Annotated in this window: 16 protein-coding genes; 6 read left to right on the forward strand and 10 right to left on the reverse strand. The window is 58.6% G+C overall.

Annotated elements, in window-relative coordinates:
- Positions 1-43 precede the first annotated feature (43 nt).
- The 4 genes from ACKWJN_RS12880 to ACKWJN_RS12895 form a co-directional block, all read right to left on the reverse strand.
- Positions 44-1564 carry a TRAP transporter large permease subunit gene (locus ACKWJN_RS12880; protein WP_408597509.1) on the reverse strand — a complete coding sequence of 507 codons (1521 nt, stop codon included), beginning with the start codon at positions 1562-1564 and terminating at the stop codon, positions 44-46.
- A gap of 13 nt (positions 1565-1577) precedes the next feature.
- Positions 1578-2117 (reverse strand): TRAP transporter small permease subunit, encoded by a 540-nt coding sequence (locus tag ACKWJN_RS12885; protein WP_408597511.1) that lies wholly within the window; start codon positions 2115-2117, stop codon positions 1578-1580.
- 116 nt (positions 2118-2233) lie between these two features.
- Positions 2234-3313: a selenide, water dikinase SelD gene (selD, locus tag ACKWJN_RS12890; protein WP_408597513.1), complete on the reverse strand. Its 1080-nt coding sequence runs from the start codon at positions 3311-3313 to the stop codon at positions 2234-2236.
- Between the two features lie 7 nt (positions 3314-3320).
- Positions 3321-4451 (reverse strand): substrate-binding domain-containing protein, encoded by a 1131-nt coding sequence (locus ACKWJN_RS12895; RefSeq protein ID WP_408597515.1) that lies wholly within the window; start codon positions 4449-4451, stop codon positions 3321-3323.
- A gap of 60 nt (positions 4452-4511) precedes the next feature.
- Here ACKWJN_RS12895 and ACKWJN_RS12900 point away from each other — a divergent pair, with 60 nt between their 5' ends.
- From ACKWJN_RS12900 to ACKWJN_RS12910, 3 genes are read left to right on the forward strand one after another with little or no spacing between them, the layout of a single operon-like run.
- Complete coding sequence (locus ACKWJN_RS12900) at positions 4512-5249, forward strand: ABC transporter permease (RefSeq protein WP_408597517.1); 738 nt, start codon at positions 4512-4514, stop codon at positions 5247-5249.
- The gene (locus ACKWJN_RS12905; protein WP_408597519.1) at positions 5246-5950 is read left to right on the forward strand and encodes an ATP-binding cassette domain-containing protein; all 705 of its coding nucleotides are present in this window, start codon (positions 5246-5248) and stop codon (positions 5948-5950) included. The genes ACKWJN_RS12900 and ACKWJN_RS12905 overlap by 4 nt, the downstream gene beginning before the upstream one ends.
- The gene (locus ACKWJN_RS12910) at positions 5947-6768 is read left to right on the forward strand and encodes a substrate-binding domain-containing protein (RefSeq protein ID WP_408597520.1); all 822 of its coding nucleotides are present in this window, start codon (positions 5947-5949) and stop codon (positions 6766-6768) included. The genes ACKWJN_RS12905 and ACKWJN_RS12910 overlap by 4 nt, the downstream gene beginning before the upstream one ends.
- Before the next feature lie 87 nt (positions 6769-6855).
- Here the strand turns inward: ACKWJN_RS12910 and ACKWJN_RS12915 are convergent, their stop codons facing one another.
- The 5 genes from ACKWJN_RS12915 to ACKWJN_RS12935 form a co-directional block, all read right to left on the reverse strand.
- Positions 6856-8343 (reverse strand): nucleobase:cation symporter-2 family protein, encoded by a 1488-nt coding sequence (locus ACKWJN_RS12915; protein ID WP_408597522.1) that lies wholly within the window; start codon positions 8341-8343, stop codon positions 6856-6858.
- 205 nt (positions 8344-8548) lie between these two features.
- Positions 8549-9841: a M20 family metallopeptidase gene (locus ACKWJN_RS12920; protein ID WP_408597524.1), complete on the reverse strand. Its 1293-nt coding sequence runs from the start codon at positions 9839-9841 to the stop codon at positions 8549-8551.
- 27 nt (positions 9842-9868) lie between these two features.
- Positions 9869-11650 (reverse strand): 2-oxo-4-hydroxy-4-carboxy-5-ureidoimidazoline decarboxylase, encoded by a 1782-nt coding sequence (gene uraD / locus ACKWJN_RS12925; protein ID WP_408597526.1) that lies wholly within the window; start codon positions 11648-11650, stop codon positions 9869-9871.
- A 20-nt stretch (positions 11651-11670) separates the two neighbouring features.
- Complete coding sequence (gene puuE, locus ACKWJN_RS12930) at positions 11671-12645, reverse strand: allantoinase PuuE (protein ID WP_408597527.1); 975 nt, start codon at positions 12643-12645, stop codon at positions 11671-11673.
- 14 nt (positions 12646-12659) lie between these two features.
- Entirely contained in the window at positions 12660-13328 is a 669-nt protein-coding gene (locus ACKWJN_RS12935) for a GntR family transcriptional regulator (RefSeq protein ID WP_408597529.1), read from the reverse strand.
- Positions 13329-13435: 107 nt separating this feature from the next.
- Between ACKWJN_RS12935 and uraH the strand changes: the two genes are divergently transcribed.
- Positions 13436-13789 carry a hydroxyisourate hydrolase gene (gene uraH / locus ACKWJN_RS12940; protein ID WP_108302393.1) on the forward strand — a complete coding sequence of 118 codons (354 nt, stop codon included), beginning with the start codon at positions 13436-13438 and terminating at the stop codon, positions 13787-13789.
- Positions 13790-13827: 38 nt separating this feature from the next.
- Here uraH and ACKWJN_RS12945 read toward each other — a convergent pair whose 3' ends face one another.
- Positions 13828-14646, reverse strand: coding sequence for a PPK2 family polyphosphate kinase (locus ACKWJN_RS12945; RefSeq protein WP_408597531.1), 819 nt, complete (start codon positions 14644-14646; stop codon positions 13828-13830).
- A gap of 141 nt (positions 14647-14787) precedes the next feature.
- Between ACKWJN_RS12945 and xdhA the strand changes: the two genes are divergently transcribed.
- Both xdhA and xdhB read left to right on the forward strand, forming a co-directional pair.
- Positions 14788-16263, forward strand: a complete 1476-nt coding sequence (gene xdhA, locus ACKWJN_RS12950) for a xanthine dehydrogenase small subunit (protein ID WP_408597533.1) — start codon at positions 14788-14790, stop codon at positions 16261-16263.
- Positions 16264-18622: xanthine dehydrogenase molybdopterin binding subunit (xdhB, locus tag ACKWJN_RS12955; protein ID WP_408597535.1), on the forward strand; the 2359-nt coding region annotated here is incomplete at its 3' end.

The raw sequence follows: 18622 nt of genomic DNA on the forward strand, positions 1-18622 counted from the left end.
CCCCTCACAGTTGAACCGGAGGGGCTGGAGAGGGAATGACGATTTATTTTTTGAACAAGTCGTCGATTTTTTTCTGCTCATCGGCGGCGTTTTCTGCTGCCGTGGGTTGGCTGCCATCGAGCTTGAGTTCGGCTTCTGGCACTTCTTGTTCAGAAGGCATCTCGATCACCACTTTGTCGAGGTCTACCTTTTCTTCTTTGTCCAAGAACATGGTGACGGTCTCAGGCACAAAGATCACGATCACGACCAAGATCAGTTGCATGATCACCCAAGGAATGGCACCCATGTAAATGTCGTTCGAGCGCACCGGCTTTTCAATGCGCCCTTCTTTGAACAAGGTGTCGGCAATGCCGCGCAAGTAAAACAGCGCAAAGCCAAACGGTGGGTGCATGAAGCTGGTTTGCATGTTCACGCACAAGAGCACGCCAAACCACACCATGTCGATGCCCATTTTCTCGGCCACGGGGCCGAGCATGGGCAAGATGATGAAGGCGATTTCAAAGAAGTCGAGGAAGAAGGCGAGGAAGAAGATGAACACGTTCACCACCACCAAAAAGCCCACCTGACCGCCTGGCAAACCCGACAGCAGATGCTCAACCCACTTGGCGCCATCGACGCCTTGGAACACCATCGAGAACACGCGCGAGCCGATCAGGATGAACACCACCATCGCCGTCAAGCGCATGGTGCTGTGCATGGCTTCCCAAATCAGGTCTTTGTCCAAGCGCTTGTGCATGGCCGCCAAAATCAAGGCGCCCACACAGCCCATGGCACCTGCTTCAGTGGGGGTGGCAATCGCGGTGTTGATGCCGGGCAAGCCGCCCATGGAGCCCAACACGGCAAAGATCAAGAAAGCCGAAGGGATGATGCCGCGCAAGCATTTGGCCCACAGGGCCCAGCCATTCAGGGTGCGAGCTTCTTTGGGCACACCAGGCACAAACTCGGGCTTGAAAAGACCCAGCGCAAAGGTGTAGAGCGCAAAGATAGCCACTTGCATCAGCGATGGGCCCCAGGCGCCTTTGTACATGTCGCCCACCGAGCGACCCAACTGATCTGCCATCACCACCAGCACCAACGAGGGGGGGACCAACTGCGTGATGGTGCCCGAAGCCGCCAGCACGCCCGTGGCGTAGCGCATGTTGTAGCCGTAGCGAATCATCACAGGCAATGAAATCAAGGCCATGGCAATCACCTGACCCGCCACGGTGCCGGTGATGGCGCCCAAGATGAAGCCCACGATGATCACCGAGTAACCCAAGCCGCCTTTGACGGGGCCAAACAGTTGGCCCATGGAGTCGAGCATGTCTTCGGCCAAGCCGCATTTTTCAAGAATGGCACCCATGAAGGTGAAGAACGGAATGGCCAACAGCAAATCGTTGCTGAGAATGCCAAAAATGTTCAGCGGCAGGTTGGCCATGAAGCTGGCGGGGAACCAGTCCATGCTGATGGCAAAAAAGCCGCAAGCCAGGCCCAGAAAGGACAGCGAGAAGGCGACCGGGAAGCCAATGAGCATCGTGAGCACAAGGCCCACGAACATGATGGGTGCGAAGTTTTCCATTTGCATGATCGTGTGTCCTTTATTGCACCGGCTTTTCGTAGTGCGTGTCCATTTCAAACTTGCCTTGCAAGTAAGCCACGCGCTTGATGATTTCGCTCAACCCTTGCAGGAACATCCATGCAAAGCCCAACGGCAACAGCAGCATGGCCGGCCAACGGATCAGGCCCCCTGCATTGCTCGACATTTCGTTGGTGACCAACATTTTCAAAAACAAGGGAAAACTCAGGTAAGTCAAAGTCACCATCACAGGCAACAAAAACACCACCAGCCCCAATAAGTCGATGTACACCGGGGCGTTGCCTTTGAGTTGGCCGTAAAAAATATCCACCCGAACGTGTTCGTTGAGCTTGAGCACCAAGGGCGCGCCCAACATCACTGTGGCGGCAAATAAATACCATTGAATTTCAAGCCAGCCATTGGAGCTGATGTCCAGGCCGTAGCGGATGAAAGCGTTTCCTGCTGAAATCAAGGCCGCAGCCAATACGGCAAAGGCGGCCAAGTGGCCAAATTGTTGACTTGCTTTGTCAACGCCCAAGGCGAATTTAAGAAGTTTTGACACCGCGTGTCTCCATTTTTAAGCAACCTGCGATCCTACCAATTTCAGGCGCGCAACTGAATACTTCAGGATGAACATTCACCCAGTCTGTGTGAAATTACTTCAAGCAAGAATCGGGTTTACCCGTTGATTTGCAAGCCTGTGCCGGACTGCACCGAGCCGATCACACAGGCTTGTTCAAAGCCACCTTGTGCAAACAGTGCCAGCACGTCGTGCACCGCATCCGCGGCGCAACTCACCAGCAAGCCGCCAGAGGTTTGGGGGTCGGTCAGCAGGGCTTGATCCACCACACCAAAGCCAGCGGGGACCCGCACCTCTTGGCCATAGCTGGCCCAATTGCGCCCCGATGCGCCGGTGATGAAGCCTTGTTCCGCCAACGCCCGCGCACCGTGAACCAAGGGCACGTGTGCCCAATCGATGCAAACTTGGGCATGTGCGCCACGTGCCAGCTCTAGCGCGTGACCGGCCAAGCCAAAACCCGTCACATCGGTCAGGGCGTGCACCCCTGGGTGTTTGGCCAAGGCAATGCCTGGGCGGTTGAGCTGTGTGGTCAGGCGGATCATGTCTTGGTAGCCCACCTCGCTGAGCGCTTCTTTTTTTAGGGCTGCCGACAAAATGCCCACGCCCAGCGGCTTGCCCAGCACCAACACATCGCCCACTTGGGCGCCGTTGTTGCGCTTGACCTGAGAGGGGTGGACCAAGCCCATCACCACCAAGCCGTAAATCGGCTCCACCGAGTCAATGGTGTGTCCGCCTGCAATCGGAATGCCAGCCGCGTGACACACATCTTGACCGCCTTGCAAGATGCGCCCGATGGTGGCGACGGGCAACACATTGACGGGCATGCCCACCAAGCCAAGCGCCATGATGGGGGTACCGCCCATGGCATACACATCGCTGATGGCATTGGTCGCAGCAATCCGCCCAAAGTCATACGGGTCGTCCACGATGGGCATGAAGAAGTCGGTGGTGGCAATCAGCGCTTGCTCGTCGTTGAGTTGGTAGACCGCCGCATCGTCGGCGGTTTCAATGCCGACCAAGAGTTGCGGTGGCATCACAAAGCCGGTGCTGTGTTGCATGCTTTGCAAGATGTCGCGCAGCACAGCGGGCGCAATCTTGCAGCCACAGCCGCCGCCGTGGGACAGCGAACTCAGGCGGGGAACTGAAGGGATAGAGGGGGAGGGCAAGGAAGAAACCATGCCCCAATTATCCGGCGTGCTTTGGGCTCGTCTTTTTGGCGCGTTTGAAGGTCCACCAGGGCAGCAAGGCCCGCAGCGACTGCACCTCCCCACTGTGCTCGCTTTGATACCCCGCCAAGGTGTTGAGCTGCGCCAACCACTCGGTGGTTTGCAGCACCTGCCGCAGCGCCTGCGTCGCAGGTGTGTCTAAAGCCGACTTCAAACACACCAAATGAAATTGCTCTTGCGTCAGTGCCACAAACCCCAAGCCCCTGGCACGCGCGGTGCTCTCTAGCCCCAAGCCCACATCGCCACGACCCGCTGCAATGGCTTCGGCCAGCGCCGTGTGCGACGGCTCATCGTCCGGCTGGGCATTGAGTTGTGCGCTGCCGAGCTGGGCTTTCTGCAACAAATCATCCAACAACACGCGTGTGCCGGTGCCCAAACTGCGTTGCACAAAGCGGGCTTGGGTTCGCACCACATCGGCCAAGCTGTGCAGGTGCAAAGGGTTGCCGGGGGGCACCACCAAGCCTTGGGTGCGGCTGGCAAATCCGATGATCTTGTGTAAACCGGGTTGCAGCAGATGCTGGTAGGCCTGCTGTGTGTGCGTGCCCACGCCCATGTGCGTTTGGGTGTGAAACCCTGCCAGCGTGCAGCGCCCTTCATTGAGGGCGCGGATCGCGTCCACACTGCCACAAAAGCGAATGTCCAAGTGCAGCCCGGCGCTGGAGGCGTGTTCACGCAAGCGGGGCAGTGCATCGTCATGGCTGGCATACAGCGTCAGCATATGGGCCTTGGGGTCAAACGCGACCGCAAACGTGCGTTCTAAATCGGCGCGCAGTGCTTCAATTTGCGGGGCCAGTCGGGCCTGTGTTTGGCGCTCGGCCCACATCAACTTGGCCCCAAATTCAGTCAGTTTGGCCGACTGCCCTTTTTCCCAAACAATCAGCTCTTGCCCCATCACCTCTTCCCATCGCTTGAGCTCGCCCCACACATGGCGGTAAGACAAACCCAGGTCACGCGCCGCTGCAGAAATAGACCCACGCTGGGCCACCGCTTGCAGCAGCGCCATCAAAGGGTGACGCAGCAAAGCGTTGTCGTGTGCCTGTGGGTTTGCGTCACGGCGGTTGAGTGTGTAGTGGAGTTGGATGCTATGCACGAGACTACATATGGCGAGGTTTGAAGAGCCTCACTACGATAGCGCAACTTTTAAAGCGATATGAATTCTTTCTCTGGCAGCGTTGAATCTGCGCTGCAACTCCTCTTTCATTGGGACCCCGTGCTGTGGTCCATCGTGGGCCGCTCGCTGTGGGTCAGCCTGCTGGCTTGCAGCGTGGCCTGCACAGCCGGTGTGTTCTTGGGCGCCTGGTTGGGCGTGGCGCGGTTTGCTGGGCGGGACACCTTGCTGACGGTGCTCAACACCTTGTTGGCTTTGCCGTCGGTGGTGGTGGGCTTGCTGGTGTATTTGTTGTTGTCACGCAGCGGGCCCTTGGGTTTCTTGGGTTGGTTGTTCAGCCTCAAAGCCATGGTGCTGGCGCAAGCGGTGTTGGTCCTGCCGGTGGTCACCGCGTTGACGCGCCAATGCGTGGAAGATGCCGAGCGCAACCACGGCGAACAATTGCAATCCTTGGGGGCGCAAACCTGGCTGCGGAGTTTGTTGTTGGCTTGGGACGAGCGTTATGCCTTGCTTACCGTGCTGATTGCGGCATTCGGTCGTGCTGTGTCAGAGGTCGGTGCTGTCATGGTGGTGGGCGGCAACATCGAAGGCTTCACCCGCGTCATGACCACGGCCATTGCGCTCGAAACCAGCAAAGGCGATTTGCCGCTGGCCTTGGCCTTGGGGCTGGTGCTGCTGGCCGTGGTGCTGGTGCTCAACCTTGGGATTTCTGCCTTGCGGCGGTGGCGTCAAGCGGTGGACGGTTCGCACAGCAGTCCAGTCCAGGCGGTGGCCCTGTGACCCATCCTGTCTTGTCTTTGCACCATGTCACTGTGCAGTTTGGTGTGCATGCTGCGTTGCGTGACGTGCACCTGTCGGTTCAACCCGGCGAGCGCGTGGCCTTGGTCGGCGCCAATGGGTCAGGCAAGAGCACCTTGTTGCGTGTGGCCCATGGTTTGCTGCTTACTTCCATGGGCCAAGTGCAGGCACAAGCTGCTGCCCGTCAAGCCATGGTGTTCCAGCGACCCCATATGCTTCGAACCAGTGTGTTGCGCTTTGTGGTCTGGGGCTTGTGGTTGAAAGGCACCCCGTGGACCGCCGCCCACACACTGGCTGCACAAGCTTTGCAACGGGTGGGCTTGCAAGACGTGGCGCATCGCTCGGCCCGCACCCTGTCGGGCGGGCAGCAACAGCGCTTGGCTTTGGCCAGGGCCTGGGCCTTGCAGCCGGACCTGTTGTTGTTGGACGAACCCACCTCTAGCCTGGACCCGCATGCCAAGCGCGATGTCGAGCGCTTGATCGCCGATTGGGTGTCCAACACCTCCACCACTTTGCTGTTCAGCAGCCACAACTTAGGCCAAGTCAAACGGTTGGCCACGCGCGTGATTTACCTTGAAGCTGGCCGAGTTCTGGCCGACTTGCCAGTCGATCATTTTTTTAACCAATCGCTGGTGCACAGCCACCCCGAAGCCCATTTGTTTTTAAAAGGAGAGTTGGTATGACCCGTCGTTCACATCTCAGAGGGTGGATTGCCTTTTACGTGGCTGGCGCACTGTGTGCAAGCCAAGCCTTGGCCCAAAGCGCGCCGTCCATCGTGATGGCCTCCACCACCTCTACCGAGCAATCGGGTTTGTTTGCCCATGTGTTGCCGGCCTTCAAACAAGCCACGGGCATCGATGCCAAAGTGGTCGCCTTGGGCACGGGGCAAGCCTTGGACATGGGCCGTCGGGGGGACGCCGACGTGCTGTTTGTGCACGACCAAGCCGCCGAAGAAAAATTTGTGGCCGATGGTTTTTCTGTCAAACGTTGGCCCGTCATGTACAACGACTTCGTGCTGGTGGGCCCCGCCAACGACACAGCCAAGACACGCGGCAAAGACATTGCCTCGGCCTTGCAAAAATTGGCGTCTGCGCAAGCGCCCTTTATTTCGCGTGGCGACAAAAGCGGCACCCACGCTGCCGAATTGCGTTATTGGAAGCAAGCAGGGGTTGAGGCCAAAGGTGCGGGCTACAAAGAATGTGGTTGTGGCATGGGCCCTGCGCTCAACATGGCGTCGTCCTTAGGGGCCTATGTGTTGACCGACCGTGGCACCTGGTTGAGCTTCAAAAACCGACAAGACTTGCAAATCTTGGTCGAGGGCGACAAACAGTTGTTCAACCAATACGGGGTGATGGTGGTCAACCCCGCCAAGTACCCGCATGTCAAAGCTGACTTGGCGCAAAAATTTGTCGACTGGGTGATCTCGCCTGCTGGCCAAGCCAACATTGCCAGCTACAAAGTGGGGGGCGAAACCTTGTTCTTTCCCAACGCCAACAAGTAACGCCAGCGCGTGAGCGCTCCAGTTAAAAAGCCCGCATCAAATCGCGGGCTTTTTTGCAGGCCGCTCAGAGGCGGCTGCGCGACACGGTCAATGGCTGTCGGCTTGACGTGCAGCCTCGATGGCGGCTGAGTCGTCTTGGCTGGCCCCGTTGAAGAACAGGTTCAACAACACAGCCGAGAGAGACGCCAACAAGATGCCCGACTCAATCAGCGGGTGCAGGTTGTGCGGCATCCATTGCTTGAAGTTGGGTGCAATCAACGGAATCATGCCAATGCCCACCGAGATGGCCACCACCAAGCTGTTGAAGCGGTTGTTCTTGAAGTCCACGCCGCCCAAGATGCGAATGCCGGTGGCCGCCACCATGCCAAACATCACCAAGCCTGCGCCACCCAACACCACGGTTGGCAGTGACTCGACCAAGGCCGCCATTTTGGGAATGACACCCAAGACGATCAAGATGATGCCACCGGCCACGCACACAAAGCGACTCTTCACGCCCGTGACGGCAACCAGTCCTACGTTTTGCGAGAAGCTGGTGTAAGGGAAGGTGTTGAAGATGCCGCCGATCAAGGTGCCCAAACCGTCGGTGCGCAAACCACGCGTCAGTGCCGCGCGGTCCACGTCACGGTCGGTCATTTCGCCCAAGGCCAAGAACATGCCGGTCGACTCGATCATCACCACGATCATCACCAGCGTCATGGTCAAGATCAGCACCGGGTCAAACACGGGCATGCCGAACTGGAAGGGCAGCACCACATCAAACCAAGCAGCTTTGCCCACCTTGTCGAAATTCATCAGGCCCAAGGCCGTGGCCACCACGCCACCGATGACGATGCCCAACAGCACCGAGATGTTGGCAATGAAGCCGCGTGCGTACTTGGCGATCAACAAAATCGAAGCAAGCACCAGTGCGGCAATGCCCACGCCTGTGAGGTCTGCATATTTGGGGTTGGGCACTTGTGCCACCAAGGCCAGGCCCTTGGGCACAGCGGGCACAACAGAACCCGGTGCTGATGCAGCAGCGGCTGCATCGGCCAACCATTTGGCGTGCTCTGGGTTGACGATTGAAGGCGCTGTGGGGCCAAACGGGTTGCCAAAAATCCAGTTGATACCAATGCGCATCAGGCTGATGCCAATCACAGCAATGATGGTGCCTGTCACCACTGGCGGGAAAAACCGCAACAGTCGGCTGACGATGGGCGCAATCAAGATCGATATAAAACCCGCGCCAATGATGGCGCCAAAAATCAACTGCGCGCCTATGTCACCCGGGTTGGCGTTGGCCATGGAAACCATGGGTGCCACCGCTGCAAACGTCACGCCCATCATCACCGGCAGTCGAATGCCAAACCACTGTGTGGCTCCCCAAGACTGAATGAGGGTGACCAAGCCGCAGACAAACAAGTCGGCTGAGATCAACATCGCCACTTGCTCGGGGCTGAGCTTCAAAGCGCGGCCCACGATGAGAGGCACCGCCACGGCACCGGCGTACATCACCAGCACATGTTGCAACCCGAGTGCTGCCAACTTGCCGGTGGGCAAGCGTTCATCAACGGGGTGGGTGGTTTGGGTCATAAAAACTCCTGATAGGTCGTTGTGGCGCAAACTGTATACAGTTTTGTATGTGATTTGGCTAGCTGAAAACCCTAGACGGAAAGAATAAATGGAGCAGTGAGAGCTTGTAACCAATCATTCGTTCGTTGCGGTTTTGCGAAAAGCCGACCGAAGCTCAAAAAAATACGGCCCATGAGGGCCGTGTTTTTTTGCGGTGTTTGATCGCTCAACTCAGCAAATCCAACAACGTCCGCGCCACCACTTTGGTGGCGCGCCGCACATCTTCCAGCATCACACGTTCGTCGTTGCGTTTGGCGTGGCTCTCCAGCACGGTGCGTGGGCCTGCGCCGTAAATCACGCCTGGAATGCCGCGCTCCACATACAAACGCACATCGGTGTACAGCGGTGTGCCCACCGCAGGGATGGGCTCGCCAAACAGTTGTTCGCCGTGTTTTTGGATGGCGTCCACCAAAGGTTGGTTGCCTGCGAGTGGCACCATGGCTTTGGCCAGCAACAGGCGTTTGATGTCCACTTTGAGGTGTTTGCCGCCGCGCGGTGGGTTGAATGAAGCGGCTGCGTCTTCGATGGTTTGGCGAATCGACGCTTCCACCTCGACGGGGTTTTCTTCGGGAATCATGCGGCGGTCAAGTTTGAACACCACTTTGCCCGGCACCACGTTGGTGTTGGTGCCGCCGCTGATTTGGCCCACGTTGAGGTAGGGGTGGGTGATGCCTTCCACCTTGGAGGTGGTGCTCAAGTAACCGGCGTTGAGTGCGTGCAGCGCATTCAAGATGTGCACCGCGCCTTGCAGCGCGTCGGTGCCGCTGTCGGGAATGGCGGCGTGCGCCATTTCGCCTTGCACAGTGACTTCCATTTGCAGGCAACCGTTGTGCGCGGTCACCACCTGGTAGCTAAAGCCTGCGGCAATCATGAGGTCTGGCTTGGTGAGGCCTTGGGCCAGCAACCAGCCGGGGCCTTTTTCGCCGCCAAACTCTTCGTCATAGGTGAAGTGCAGTTCTACGCCGCCACGCAGCTGCACCAGCGGCTGCCCTTCTGGTTCTTGAGGCAGACCGAGAGATTCCAAAGCGCGTGTGGCAAAAGTGAAGGTGGAGAAGTCGCTTTTGCTCACAGCGGTGGCGCGGCCATACATGGCACCGTTCTCAATTTCGCCGCCGTAGGGCTTGTGGGTCCAGCCTTCGCCAGGTGGCACCACATCGCCATGCGCGTTGAGGGCAATGGTTTTGCCGCCTTCGGCAAAGGTGCGGCGCACGATGAGGTTGGTGAGGCTCTCCAAGCCATAGGCCTTCACCTCGTCGCTGGGCACGGCATGTTTTTCGGCGACGTAGCCAAAGCCTTGCAGCAACTCTGCGGTGCGCTCTGCATGGGGCGCGTTGTTGCCGGGTGGAGTGTCGGTGGGCACTTGCACCAAGGCTTGCAAGAACTTCACCTGTTCGTCAAAGTGGGCGTCGATCCAAGCATCGAGTTGGGCGTAGGCGGCGTTGTGGTTGTGGTCGGTCATGGGTGTCTCGTTGTGCAGGCTGAGGTCTCAGGCGCGGGTGTTGTGCAACAAGTGCATGAAGGCGTCGATGGCCAACTGCATGTCGTCGCTGGTGGTGCTCTCTAGTGGGTTGTGGCTGATGCCTGCGTTTTGGCCGCGCACAAACAGCATGGCCTGGGGCATCACCTCATGCAGCTTCATGGCGTCGTGGCCAGCGCCGCTGGGCAGATGAAACAAGGGCACGCCCAGCGCTTGCACGGCGGCTTCCCAGCGCGCTTGCCACGCTGGGGCGCTGGGCGCGGCGCTGGCACGCATGGTTTCTTCCAGCGTGTAGTGCACGCCACGGCGGGTGCAAATGGTTTGCAAGGCGTTAAGCACATCGCGCATCAGCAAGTCACGTTGGCCGTTGGTGGGGGCGCGCAAATCCAAGCTGAACTGGCAGCGTCCTGGCACCACGTTGATGGACCCATTGGGCACCGTCAGCAAACCCACGGTACCCACGGCGTTGCATTGGCCGTCAGCACCGCGGTCGCGCAAAGCGCGTTGCTCCACGTACAGGGCCAGTTCGGCCACGGCTGCTGCGGCATCGCGTCGGCGGTCCATGGGGGTGGTGCCTGCGTGGCAGGACACGCCCACCACTTCACCCACAAAGCGCACGCTGCCGTTGATCGAGGTCACCACGCCCAGTGGCAGGTCGCGCTCGTTGAGCACCGGGCCTTGCTCGATGTGCACTTCCACAAACCCCAGGTACTTCGATGCATCGCGGGCCAGCTTGGGGATGTCTGCCACTTTCAAGCCCGCGTGTTGCATGGCTTGGCGCATGGTCACGCCGTCGGCATCGGCTTGGTCCAGCCACTCATGTTTGAAGTCGCCCACCAGCGCACCCGAGCCCAAGAAGGTGGCTTTGTAGCGTTGTCCTTCCTCTTCTGCAAAGGCCACCACTTCCAGGTTGAAGGGCAGGCGCTGCTTGGCGCGGGCCAGTTCACGCACGCAGGCCATGGGCACAAAAATGCCCAGGCGTCCGTCGTACTTACCGCCGTTGCGCACCGTGTCGTAGTGCGAGCCGGTCATCAAGGTTTTGGCGTTCTCGGTGGCTGCTTTGTAGATGCCGACCACGTTGCCCACCGCGTCAATGCGCACATCGTCAAAGCCGCAGGCTTGAAGCCCCAGTTCAATCGTGCGGGCGCATTTCTGGTGGGCATCGGTCAGATAGGTCACGGTCAGCGCGTCGTCTGCATCGCTGAATTGGGCCAGCCATTCGTGCCAGTCCCACACCTCGTGGCCGAGTGTGGGTTGGTAGCCGAGTTTGTCGTTGAGGCGAATCTCCACAATGCGGTGGATGTTGCGCAAGCACTCAGCCAATTCGTAGTCGGGGTGGTTGTCCAAGCGACGTTCGAAGGTTTGAATGATTTGCTGGCGCGTCAAGCCCGCACCGCGTGGGCCACGCACCGCCAGGATGAAGGGAAACCCAAACTTGGCGTTGTAGCTGGCGTTGAGCTGTTGGATGTGCGCAAATTCTTGGGGGGTGCAGTCGGTCAACCCCGCTTTGCTTTGTTCGTGAGTCGATTCGGCGGTGAGGCTTTGGGTCACCATGGCTTTGCCAGCCAATTCGGGGTGGGCACGCACCAAGGCCACTTGGGGCTCACGGCCCGCGCGGTTGAGCACCTCGACCATGGCGTGTTTGAGCGCGGCAGCAGACGCAAAAGGGCGCGCGTCGAGGGCTTGTTCGGCTATCCAATCTGAATGTTCGTACAAACCCGTCAGCAAGGCCGCAGCCTCTGCGCGGGGCAGGGTGTTGATCTGGTTCAGCGTGATGTGCGTGGTGCTCATGGGGTGTCCTGCGGATGCGGTTAGACGTGGGCTGGGTAGGGGTGCACTTGCTTCCAGTGGCGGGCAATGTCGATGCGCCGCGCCACCCACACACGGTCGTGTTTGGCGATGTGGTCTAAAAACTTTTGCAGCGCCACGATGCGCCCGGGCTTGCCCAGCAAGCGGCAGTGCATGCCCACGCTCATCATCTTGGGGGCGTCTTCGCCTTCGGCGTAGAGCGCATCAAAGGTGTCACGCAAATAGATGAAGAAGTCTTCTGCCTGACTAAAGCCTTGTGGCAAGGCAAAGCGCATGTCGTTGCAGTCCAGGGTGTAAGGCACCACCAAGTGGGGGGCAATGTCGCCATTGCTTTTTTGCACTTGCATCCAAAACGGCAGGTCTTCGCCGTAGTAGTCGCTGTCGTACGCAAAGCCGCCATGGTCGAGCACCAGCCGGCGTGTATTGGGGCTGTCGCGTCCGGTGTACCAACCTGCGCCGTGGATCGAGTTGCCGTGGGTGGTGTGCGTCAAACGCTCGATGATGGCAATGCCCTGCTCTAAGTGCGCACGCTCTGTGGCCTCGTCGATGGTTTGGTAATTGATCCAGCGCAAGCCATGGCAGGCAATCTCGTGCCCCATCTCGACCAGTGCAGCCGTGAGTTCGGGATGGCGCTCTAACGCCATGCTGACGCCAAACACCGTCAAGGGCAGGCCGCGTTTTTCAAACTCGCGCAAGATGCGCCACACGCCCACGCGTGAACCGTATTCGTAAATACCTTCCATGCTCAGGTGGCGGTCTGGAAAGCTCGGTGGGTTGAACATCTCGCTCAAGAACATCTCACTGCCCGCGTCGCCGTGCAGCGTGGCGTTCTCGCCGCCTTCTTCGTAATTCAACACAAACTGCACCGCCACGCGGGCTTGGCCCGGCCATTGGGCGTGCGGGGGGGTGCGGCCATAGCCCACCAAGTCGCGAGGGTAGGGGGCGGTGCTGTTGTAAACGGCGTGGGGGTTAGACATAGGGAGCTTCCAGTTCAAGCCAAGGCCATGGCAATGTCGTTGCTGGGCACTTTGCGGTCGAGGGTGAGGTTTTCTTCCACGTGTCGCAGGTGCTCGTCCATCAAGCGCACGGCCAACTTCTCGTCCTTGGCGGCAATGGCTTTGATGATCTCGGCGTGCTCTTCGGCCGAGTGTTCCGCGGCATGGGTGCTTTGGTACATCAGCGTGATCAGCGCGCAGCGTGAAATCAACTCGCCCAGCATTTGGGCCAGCACTTGGTTGTTCATCAATTCGGCCATGCGCACATGAAAGTCACCCAGCAAGTCGGTGCGACCCGGCACATCGCCGCTGCTCACCGCGGCTTTTTCTTTTGCCACGTGTTCTTTGAGGGCTTTGATTTGGGCTGGCGTGACGTGACGCACGAAGTTGCGCGTCATCTCGGCTTCAAGCATGCGGCGCACCGCAAACACTTGGCGCGCTTCTTCAGAGGAAGGGGTGGCCACAAAGGCGCCGCGTGCGGGCTCCATGCGGATCAGGCGTTTTTGTGCCAACTGAAACAAGGCCTGACGCACCAAGGTGCGTGACACGCCAAAGTGATCGGCCAGCTTTTGCTCGGCCAGTTTGGTGCCTGGGTGCAGGCGGTGTTCCACGATGGCTTTGGTCATCGCATCCACGATGCTTCGGGTGGCGGTTGAGCTGTCCATGAGAGTCTCCGGCAAGGTCGTTGTCGTTCAATGATAGCTTCAAACACCAAAACTGTATACACTTTCAGTCAACCGTTTTGGTTGCCATCTCTTTTTTGGAGCGACACATGGGATTGAGCACACACGTTTTAGACACCATGCACGGTGGCCCCGCCGCAGGCATGCAGGTGTCAATGTTTACCACTGCCAATGGCCAAGCCAGCTTGGTGAAATCGTTCACCCTGAACCACGATGGTCGCAACCCAGATGGCCTGCTGTATGACAACGACAGCCTGAAGAAGGGCACCTACCGACTGGTGTTTGACGTGAAGGGTTACTTCGCCTCCAAGGGCGTGGCTTTGCCAGAACCCAACTTCCTAGACCAAGTGATTCTGGACTTCGGTGTGGCCCACACCGACCAGCATTACCACGTGCCTTTGTTGGTCAGCCCCTGGAGTTACTCGACGTATCGGGGGTCTTGAGTCGGGAAGGGACAACTGGGCCGCTCTGTTTCGATCGCTCAGTCCAGCTTGACTTTGGAGAGGTCAAACAAAGGCTTGGGCATTTCCAGCTTCATGCTTTCCAAGGTTTGTACCAACAGGTCTGCCACAAACAAGTCGCGGTAGGGCTTGGAGTCGGCAGGCACCACATACCAAGGCGCGTTGGGTGTGCTGGTGGCTGAGAGCGCGTCTTCATAGGCCTCGGCAAACTTGGGCCAGAGTTGGCGATCGTCAAAGTCTGAGGGTTGCAACTTCCAGTGTTTGTGGGGGTCGTCCAGGCGAGCTTGCAAACGTTTTTTCTGCTCTGCTTTGGAAATGTGCAAATAGCATTTCAAAACCGTGATGCCCGAATCAGCCAACAGGCTCTCAAAGTGCTTGATGTCATCAAACCGTTTCTCGCAGGTGTCTTTTTTCACCCAGCCGCGCACGCGTGTGACCAGCACGTCTTCGTAATGGCTGCGGTTGAAGATCACCATCTCACCCAAGGCAGGTGTCTTGGGATGAATCCGCCACAAAAAGTCGTGGCTTTTTTCTAAGTCGCTGGGCGCGCCAAAAGCCTCAGCACGCACGCCCAAAGGGCTGATGTGGGTGAACACACTGCGAATCACCCCGTCTTTGCCTGCGGTGTCCATGCCTTGCAAAACCAACAACAAACCTTGGCTTTTGCCCGCATGCAAAGTGCCTTGTAGCTTGTTGAGCTTGTCCCCGAGTTTGCGCATGCTGCTTTGCCATGCCTCCTCGGTGGGCAAGTCTGTGGGCGCGGGCAAAGTCTCGATATCGCGCAGCTTGAGACTGCTGTTGGGTTTGACGCGCCAAGAAGAATAGTCTTTGTGTTCCATCGCATCAGTGTAGGGCGGTCTATTTAGCTATTTAGTGCGCTGTGGATCTGATTTATTTGTATACCAAGCGGCATACCTGCCCCGAATTCGGGGTGCAGGTCACTAAAATCTGGCGATATTTTTTTAGCTTCCCCACCCACCATGACCCAAGTCACCAACACCGTGCGATTTGTGCTCGACGGCCAAATCGTCGAAGCCCAAGGTGTGCGCCGCACCACCACCGTCCTGGACTACCTGCGTGAGCAACTGCACCGCAAGGGCACCAAAGAGGGCTGCGCCGAGGGCGATTGCGGCGCTTGTGTGGTGATGGTGGGCGAGCTCAACGCCGCAGGCACGGGCGTGAACTATGTGCCCGTCAACAGCTGCATCCAGTTGTTGCCCGCTTTGGATGGCAAATCGGTCAAGACGGTGGAGAGCCTGAAAAAAGCCGACGGCTCCTTGCATCCGGTGCAAGAAGCCATGGTGGGCTGTCATGGCTCTCAGTGCGGGTTCTGTACCCCTGGCATCGTGATGAGTTTGGTCAATTTGGTGCAAACCAACACCAGCCCCAAACGCCAAGAAATCACCGATGCGCTCAGTGGCAACCTGTGCCGCTGCACGGGTTACACCCCCATCATCGACGCCACGGTCAAAGCCTGTGAAAAGAAAACCGCTTTGAAAGTGGACGACAGCGCCGATGTGCCGTTGTTGCAAGAGATCAAGCGCGCCGCCACACCCACCTTGAGCCTGGACGGCGACATCATCGTGCAGCCCGTGGTGCGTACCAAAAAGGGCAACGAGTTCGTCTCGCCCGCCACCTTGGCCGAGGTGTCCGACTACTTGGTCAAGCACCCCACCACCACCTTGCTGGCAGGCAGCACCGAGGTGGGTTTGCAGGTGAACAAACAGTTCAGCCGCCCGGACCACATCATGTACTTGGGCAACGTGCAAGAGCTGCGCCAAGTGGCCGACACCCCCAAGGCCTGGCGCATTGGCGCTGCGGTGTCGCTGACGCAGGTTGAAACCCTGGTGGCCGAGGCTTACCCCGACTTTGCCGAGGTGCTGCGTCGCTTTGGTTCGCCCCCCATTCGCTCTACCGCCACCTTGGCGGGCAACATCGCCAACGGGTCACCCATTGGCGACACCATGCCGTGCTTGATGGCGCTGGGTGCCAGCTTGGTGCTGCGCCGTGGCAACAAAACCCGCAACGTGGCGCTGGACCAGTTCTACACCGGGCAAAAGCAAAACGTGTTGCAGCCGGGCGAGTTCATCGAAGCCATTGACTTGCCCAAGCCTGTCGCAGGCCAAGTGTTCCGTGCGCACAAGGTCAGCAAGCGTTTTGAGCAAGACATTTCGGCCACCTGCGCTGCCATCAGCTACAGCCTCAAAGACGGCAAGCTCAGCGGCGTCAAACTGGCTTACAACGGCTTGGCACCCTCGCCATGCCGTGCGCCCAAGCTCGAAGCGGTGCTGGAGGGCAAAACACCCGCCAGCGTCAGTGCTGCTGAACTGGATGCTGCCATTGCGGCTAGTTTTGTGGCACGTGACGGCTTGCGGGCCACGTGGGCTTACCGCTCACTGGTGGCGCGCAACTTGGTGCTGGATTTCATCGAAGAACAAACCTCGGAGGTGGCGTAAATGAATGCTCCTATCAACCTCAAAAACCTGTTGCCCGCCTCGGGTGTGCAACAAGGCACCGACGTCATCCACGAGTCGGCACACCTGCACGTCACGGGCTCGGCCACCTACACCGACGACATTCCTGAGTTGGCGGGCACCTTGTACGCCGCCCTCATCTTGTCGCCGGTGGCGCATGGCGAGTTGATCGGCGACGGCATTGACCGTGCCGCCATTTTGAAAGAACACGGCGTGGTGGCGGTGTACACCTCCAAAGACATTCCGGGTGAAAACAACTGCGGCCCCATCAACCACGACGATCCGTTCTTGGCCGTGGGCAAGGTCGAGTTCATTGGCCAAGCCGTGGCGGTGGTAGTGGCGCGCGACATGTTGTACGCACGTGAAGCCGCCAAAAAAGCCAAGGTGCAGGTGAAAGAACTCACGCCCATCTTGACCATCGACGAGGCCATGGCCGCGCAAGCGTTTGTCATGCCGCCCAAGGGCATCACCCGTGGCAACGCGGCGGATGCGATTGCCAAGGCACCGCACCAGCTCAAAGGCAGCACCGAAACCGGTCAGCAAGAGCAGTTCTACCTCGAAGGCCACATCACCTATGCGGTGCCCCGTGAAGACGGCCAGCTCACCTTGTATTCGTCAACCCAGCACCCCGATGGCAACCAGCGCGAAGCCGCTGCGGCACTGAACCTCACCACCAACGACGTCGAAGTGATTTGCCGTCGCATGGGCGGTGCGTTTGGTGGCAAAGAGGGCAATGCCAGCATCTTCAGCCAGAGCGCTGCGCTGGCCGCCCATTTGCTGCAAAAGCCCGTCAAGCTGCGCGTCAACCGCGACGACGACATGACCATCACTGGCAAGCGTCACGACTTCCGCATCGATTACCACGTGGGCTTTGACAACGATGGCCGCATCTTGGGTGCCGACATTGCCTTGTTGTCGCGTTGCGGTTACAGCACCGACTACTCCGGCCCGGTGAACGACCGTGCGTGTTTGCACATCGACAACTGCTACTACATCCCCAACCTGCAACTCATCAGCCACCGCTGCAAAACCAACACCCAAAGTGCCACCGCTTTCCGTGGGTTTGGTGGCCCGCAAGGCATGTTTGGCATTGAGACCGTGATTGAGCAAATCGCCAACACCTTGGGCAAAGACCCGCTGGATGTGCGCAAGCTCAACATGTACCAAGACCCGGCCATTTCGGGCAACCCTGCCACCATGACCACGCAATACAACCAGTTGATCGAAGACTGGGTGGGCGACCAAGTGGTCAACCAAGTGGAAGCCGAATCCAAGTACCGCGAGCGCCGTGCCAGCGTGAACGCTTTCAACCAGGCCCACACCAAGCGCAAGCGCGGCTTGGCTTTGGTGCCCTTGAAGTTTGGCATCAGCTTCACCGCCACCATGCTCAACCAAGGCGGCGCCTTGCTCAACATCTACATGGACGGCTCAGTCAGTTGCAACCATGGCGGTACCGAAATGGGCCAGGGCCTCAACACCAAGATGGCGCAAGTCTGTGCCGATGGTTTGGGCATTGACATTAAATTTGTGCGCGTGACAGGCACCGACACACAGAAGGTGCCTAACGCATCTGCAACATCTGCTTCAAGCGGCGCCGACATCAATGGTGCAGCCATCATGAATGCCACTGCGCAAATGCGAGCACGCTTAGCGCCGGTGGCGGCCAACATTTTGGGTTGCCAAGAAAGCGACGTCACCTTCGCCAACAGCATGGCACATGGCGGCGGCAAGTCTGTAGAGTGGACGGCTGTGGCCAAGCAAGCTTGGATGGACCGTGTTGGCTTGTCTGTCACAGGCTTCTACATGACGCCCGAAATTAAGTACGACTTTGCCACGCTCACTGGCCATGCCTTCTACTACTACTGCTACGGCGCATCTGTCAGTGAGGTAGAAATTGACACCCGCACAGGCGAGTATTGGGTCAAAGCCGTCGACATCGTTCACGATGCCGGCAAGAGCATCAACCCTGCCATCGACAAAGGCCAGATTGAAGGTGGCTATGTGCAAGGCATGGGCTGGCTGACTATGGAAGAGTGCATTTGGGACAAGAAGGGCAAGTTCCTCACGCATGGCCCCAGCACTTACAAAATTCCGGTGGCCGGCGACATCCCAGAGCACTTCAATGTGACGCTGTTTGATGGCAGCAACCTCAAGCCCACACCGTTCAACTCCAAAGCTGTGGGCGAGCCACCTTTGATGTTGGCGCTCTCAACGTTCTTTGCGCTGCGTGATGCGGTCAGTGCCAGTGCCGACCACAAAACCGTGGTTCACATGAGCGCACCGGCTACGCCCTGTCTCTTATACACATCTGACGCTGCCGACGATAAGGCTCGTGTAGATC

The organism is Limnohabitans sp., from assembly GCF_046052825.1.
GTDB lineage: Bacteria > Pseudomonadota > Gammaproteobacteria > Burkholderiales > Burkholderiaceae_C > Limnohabitans.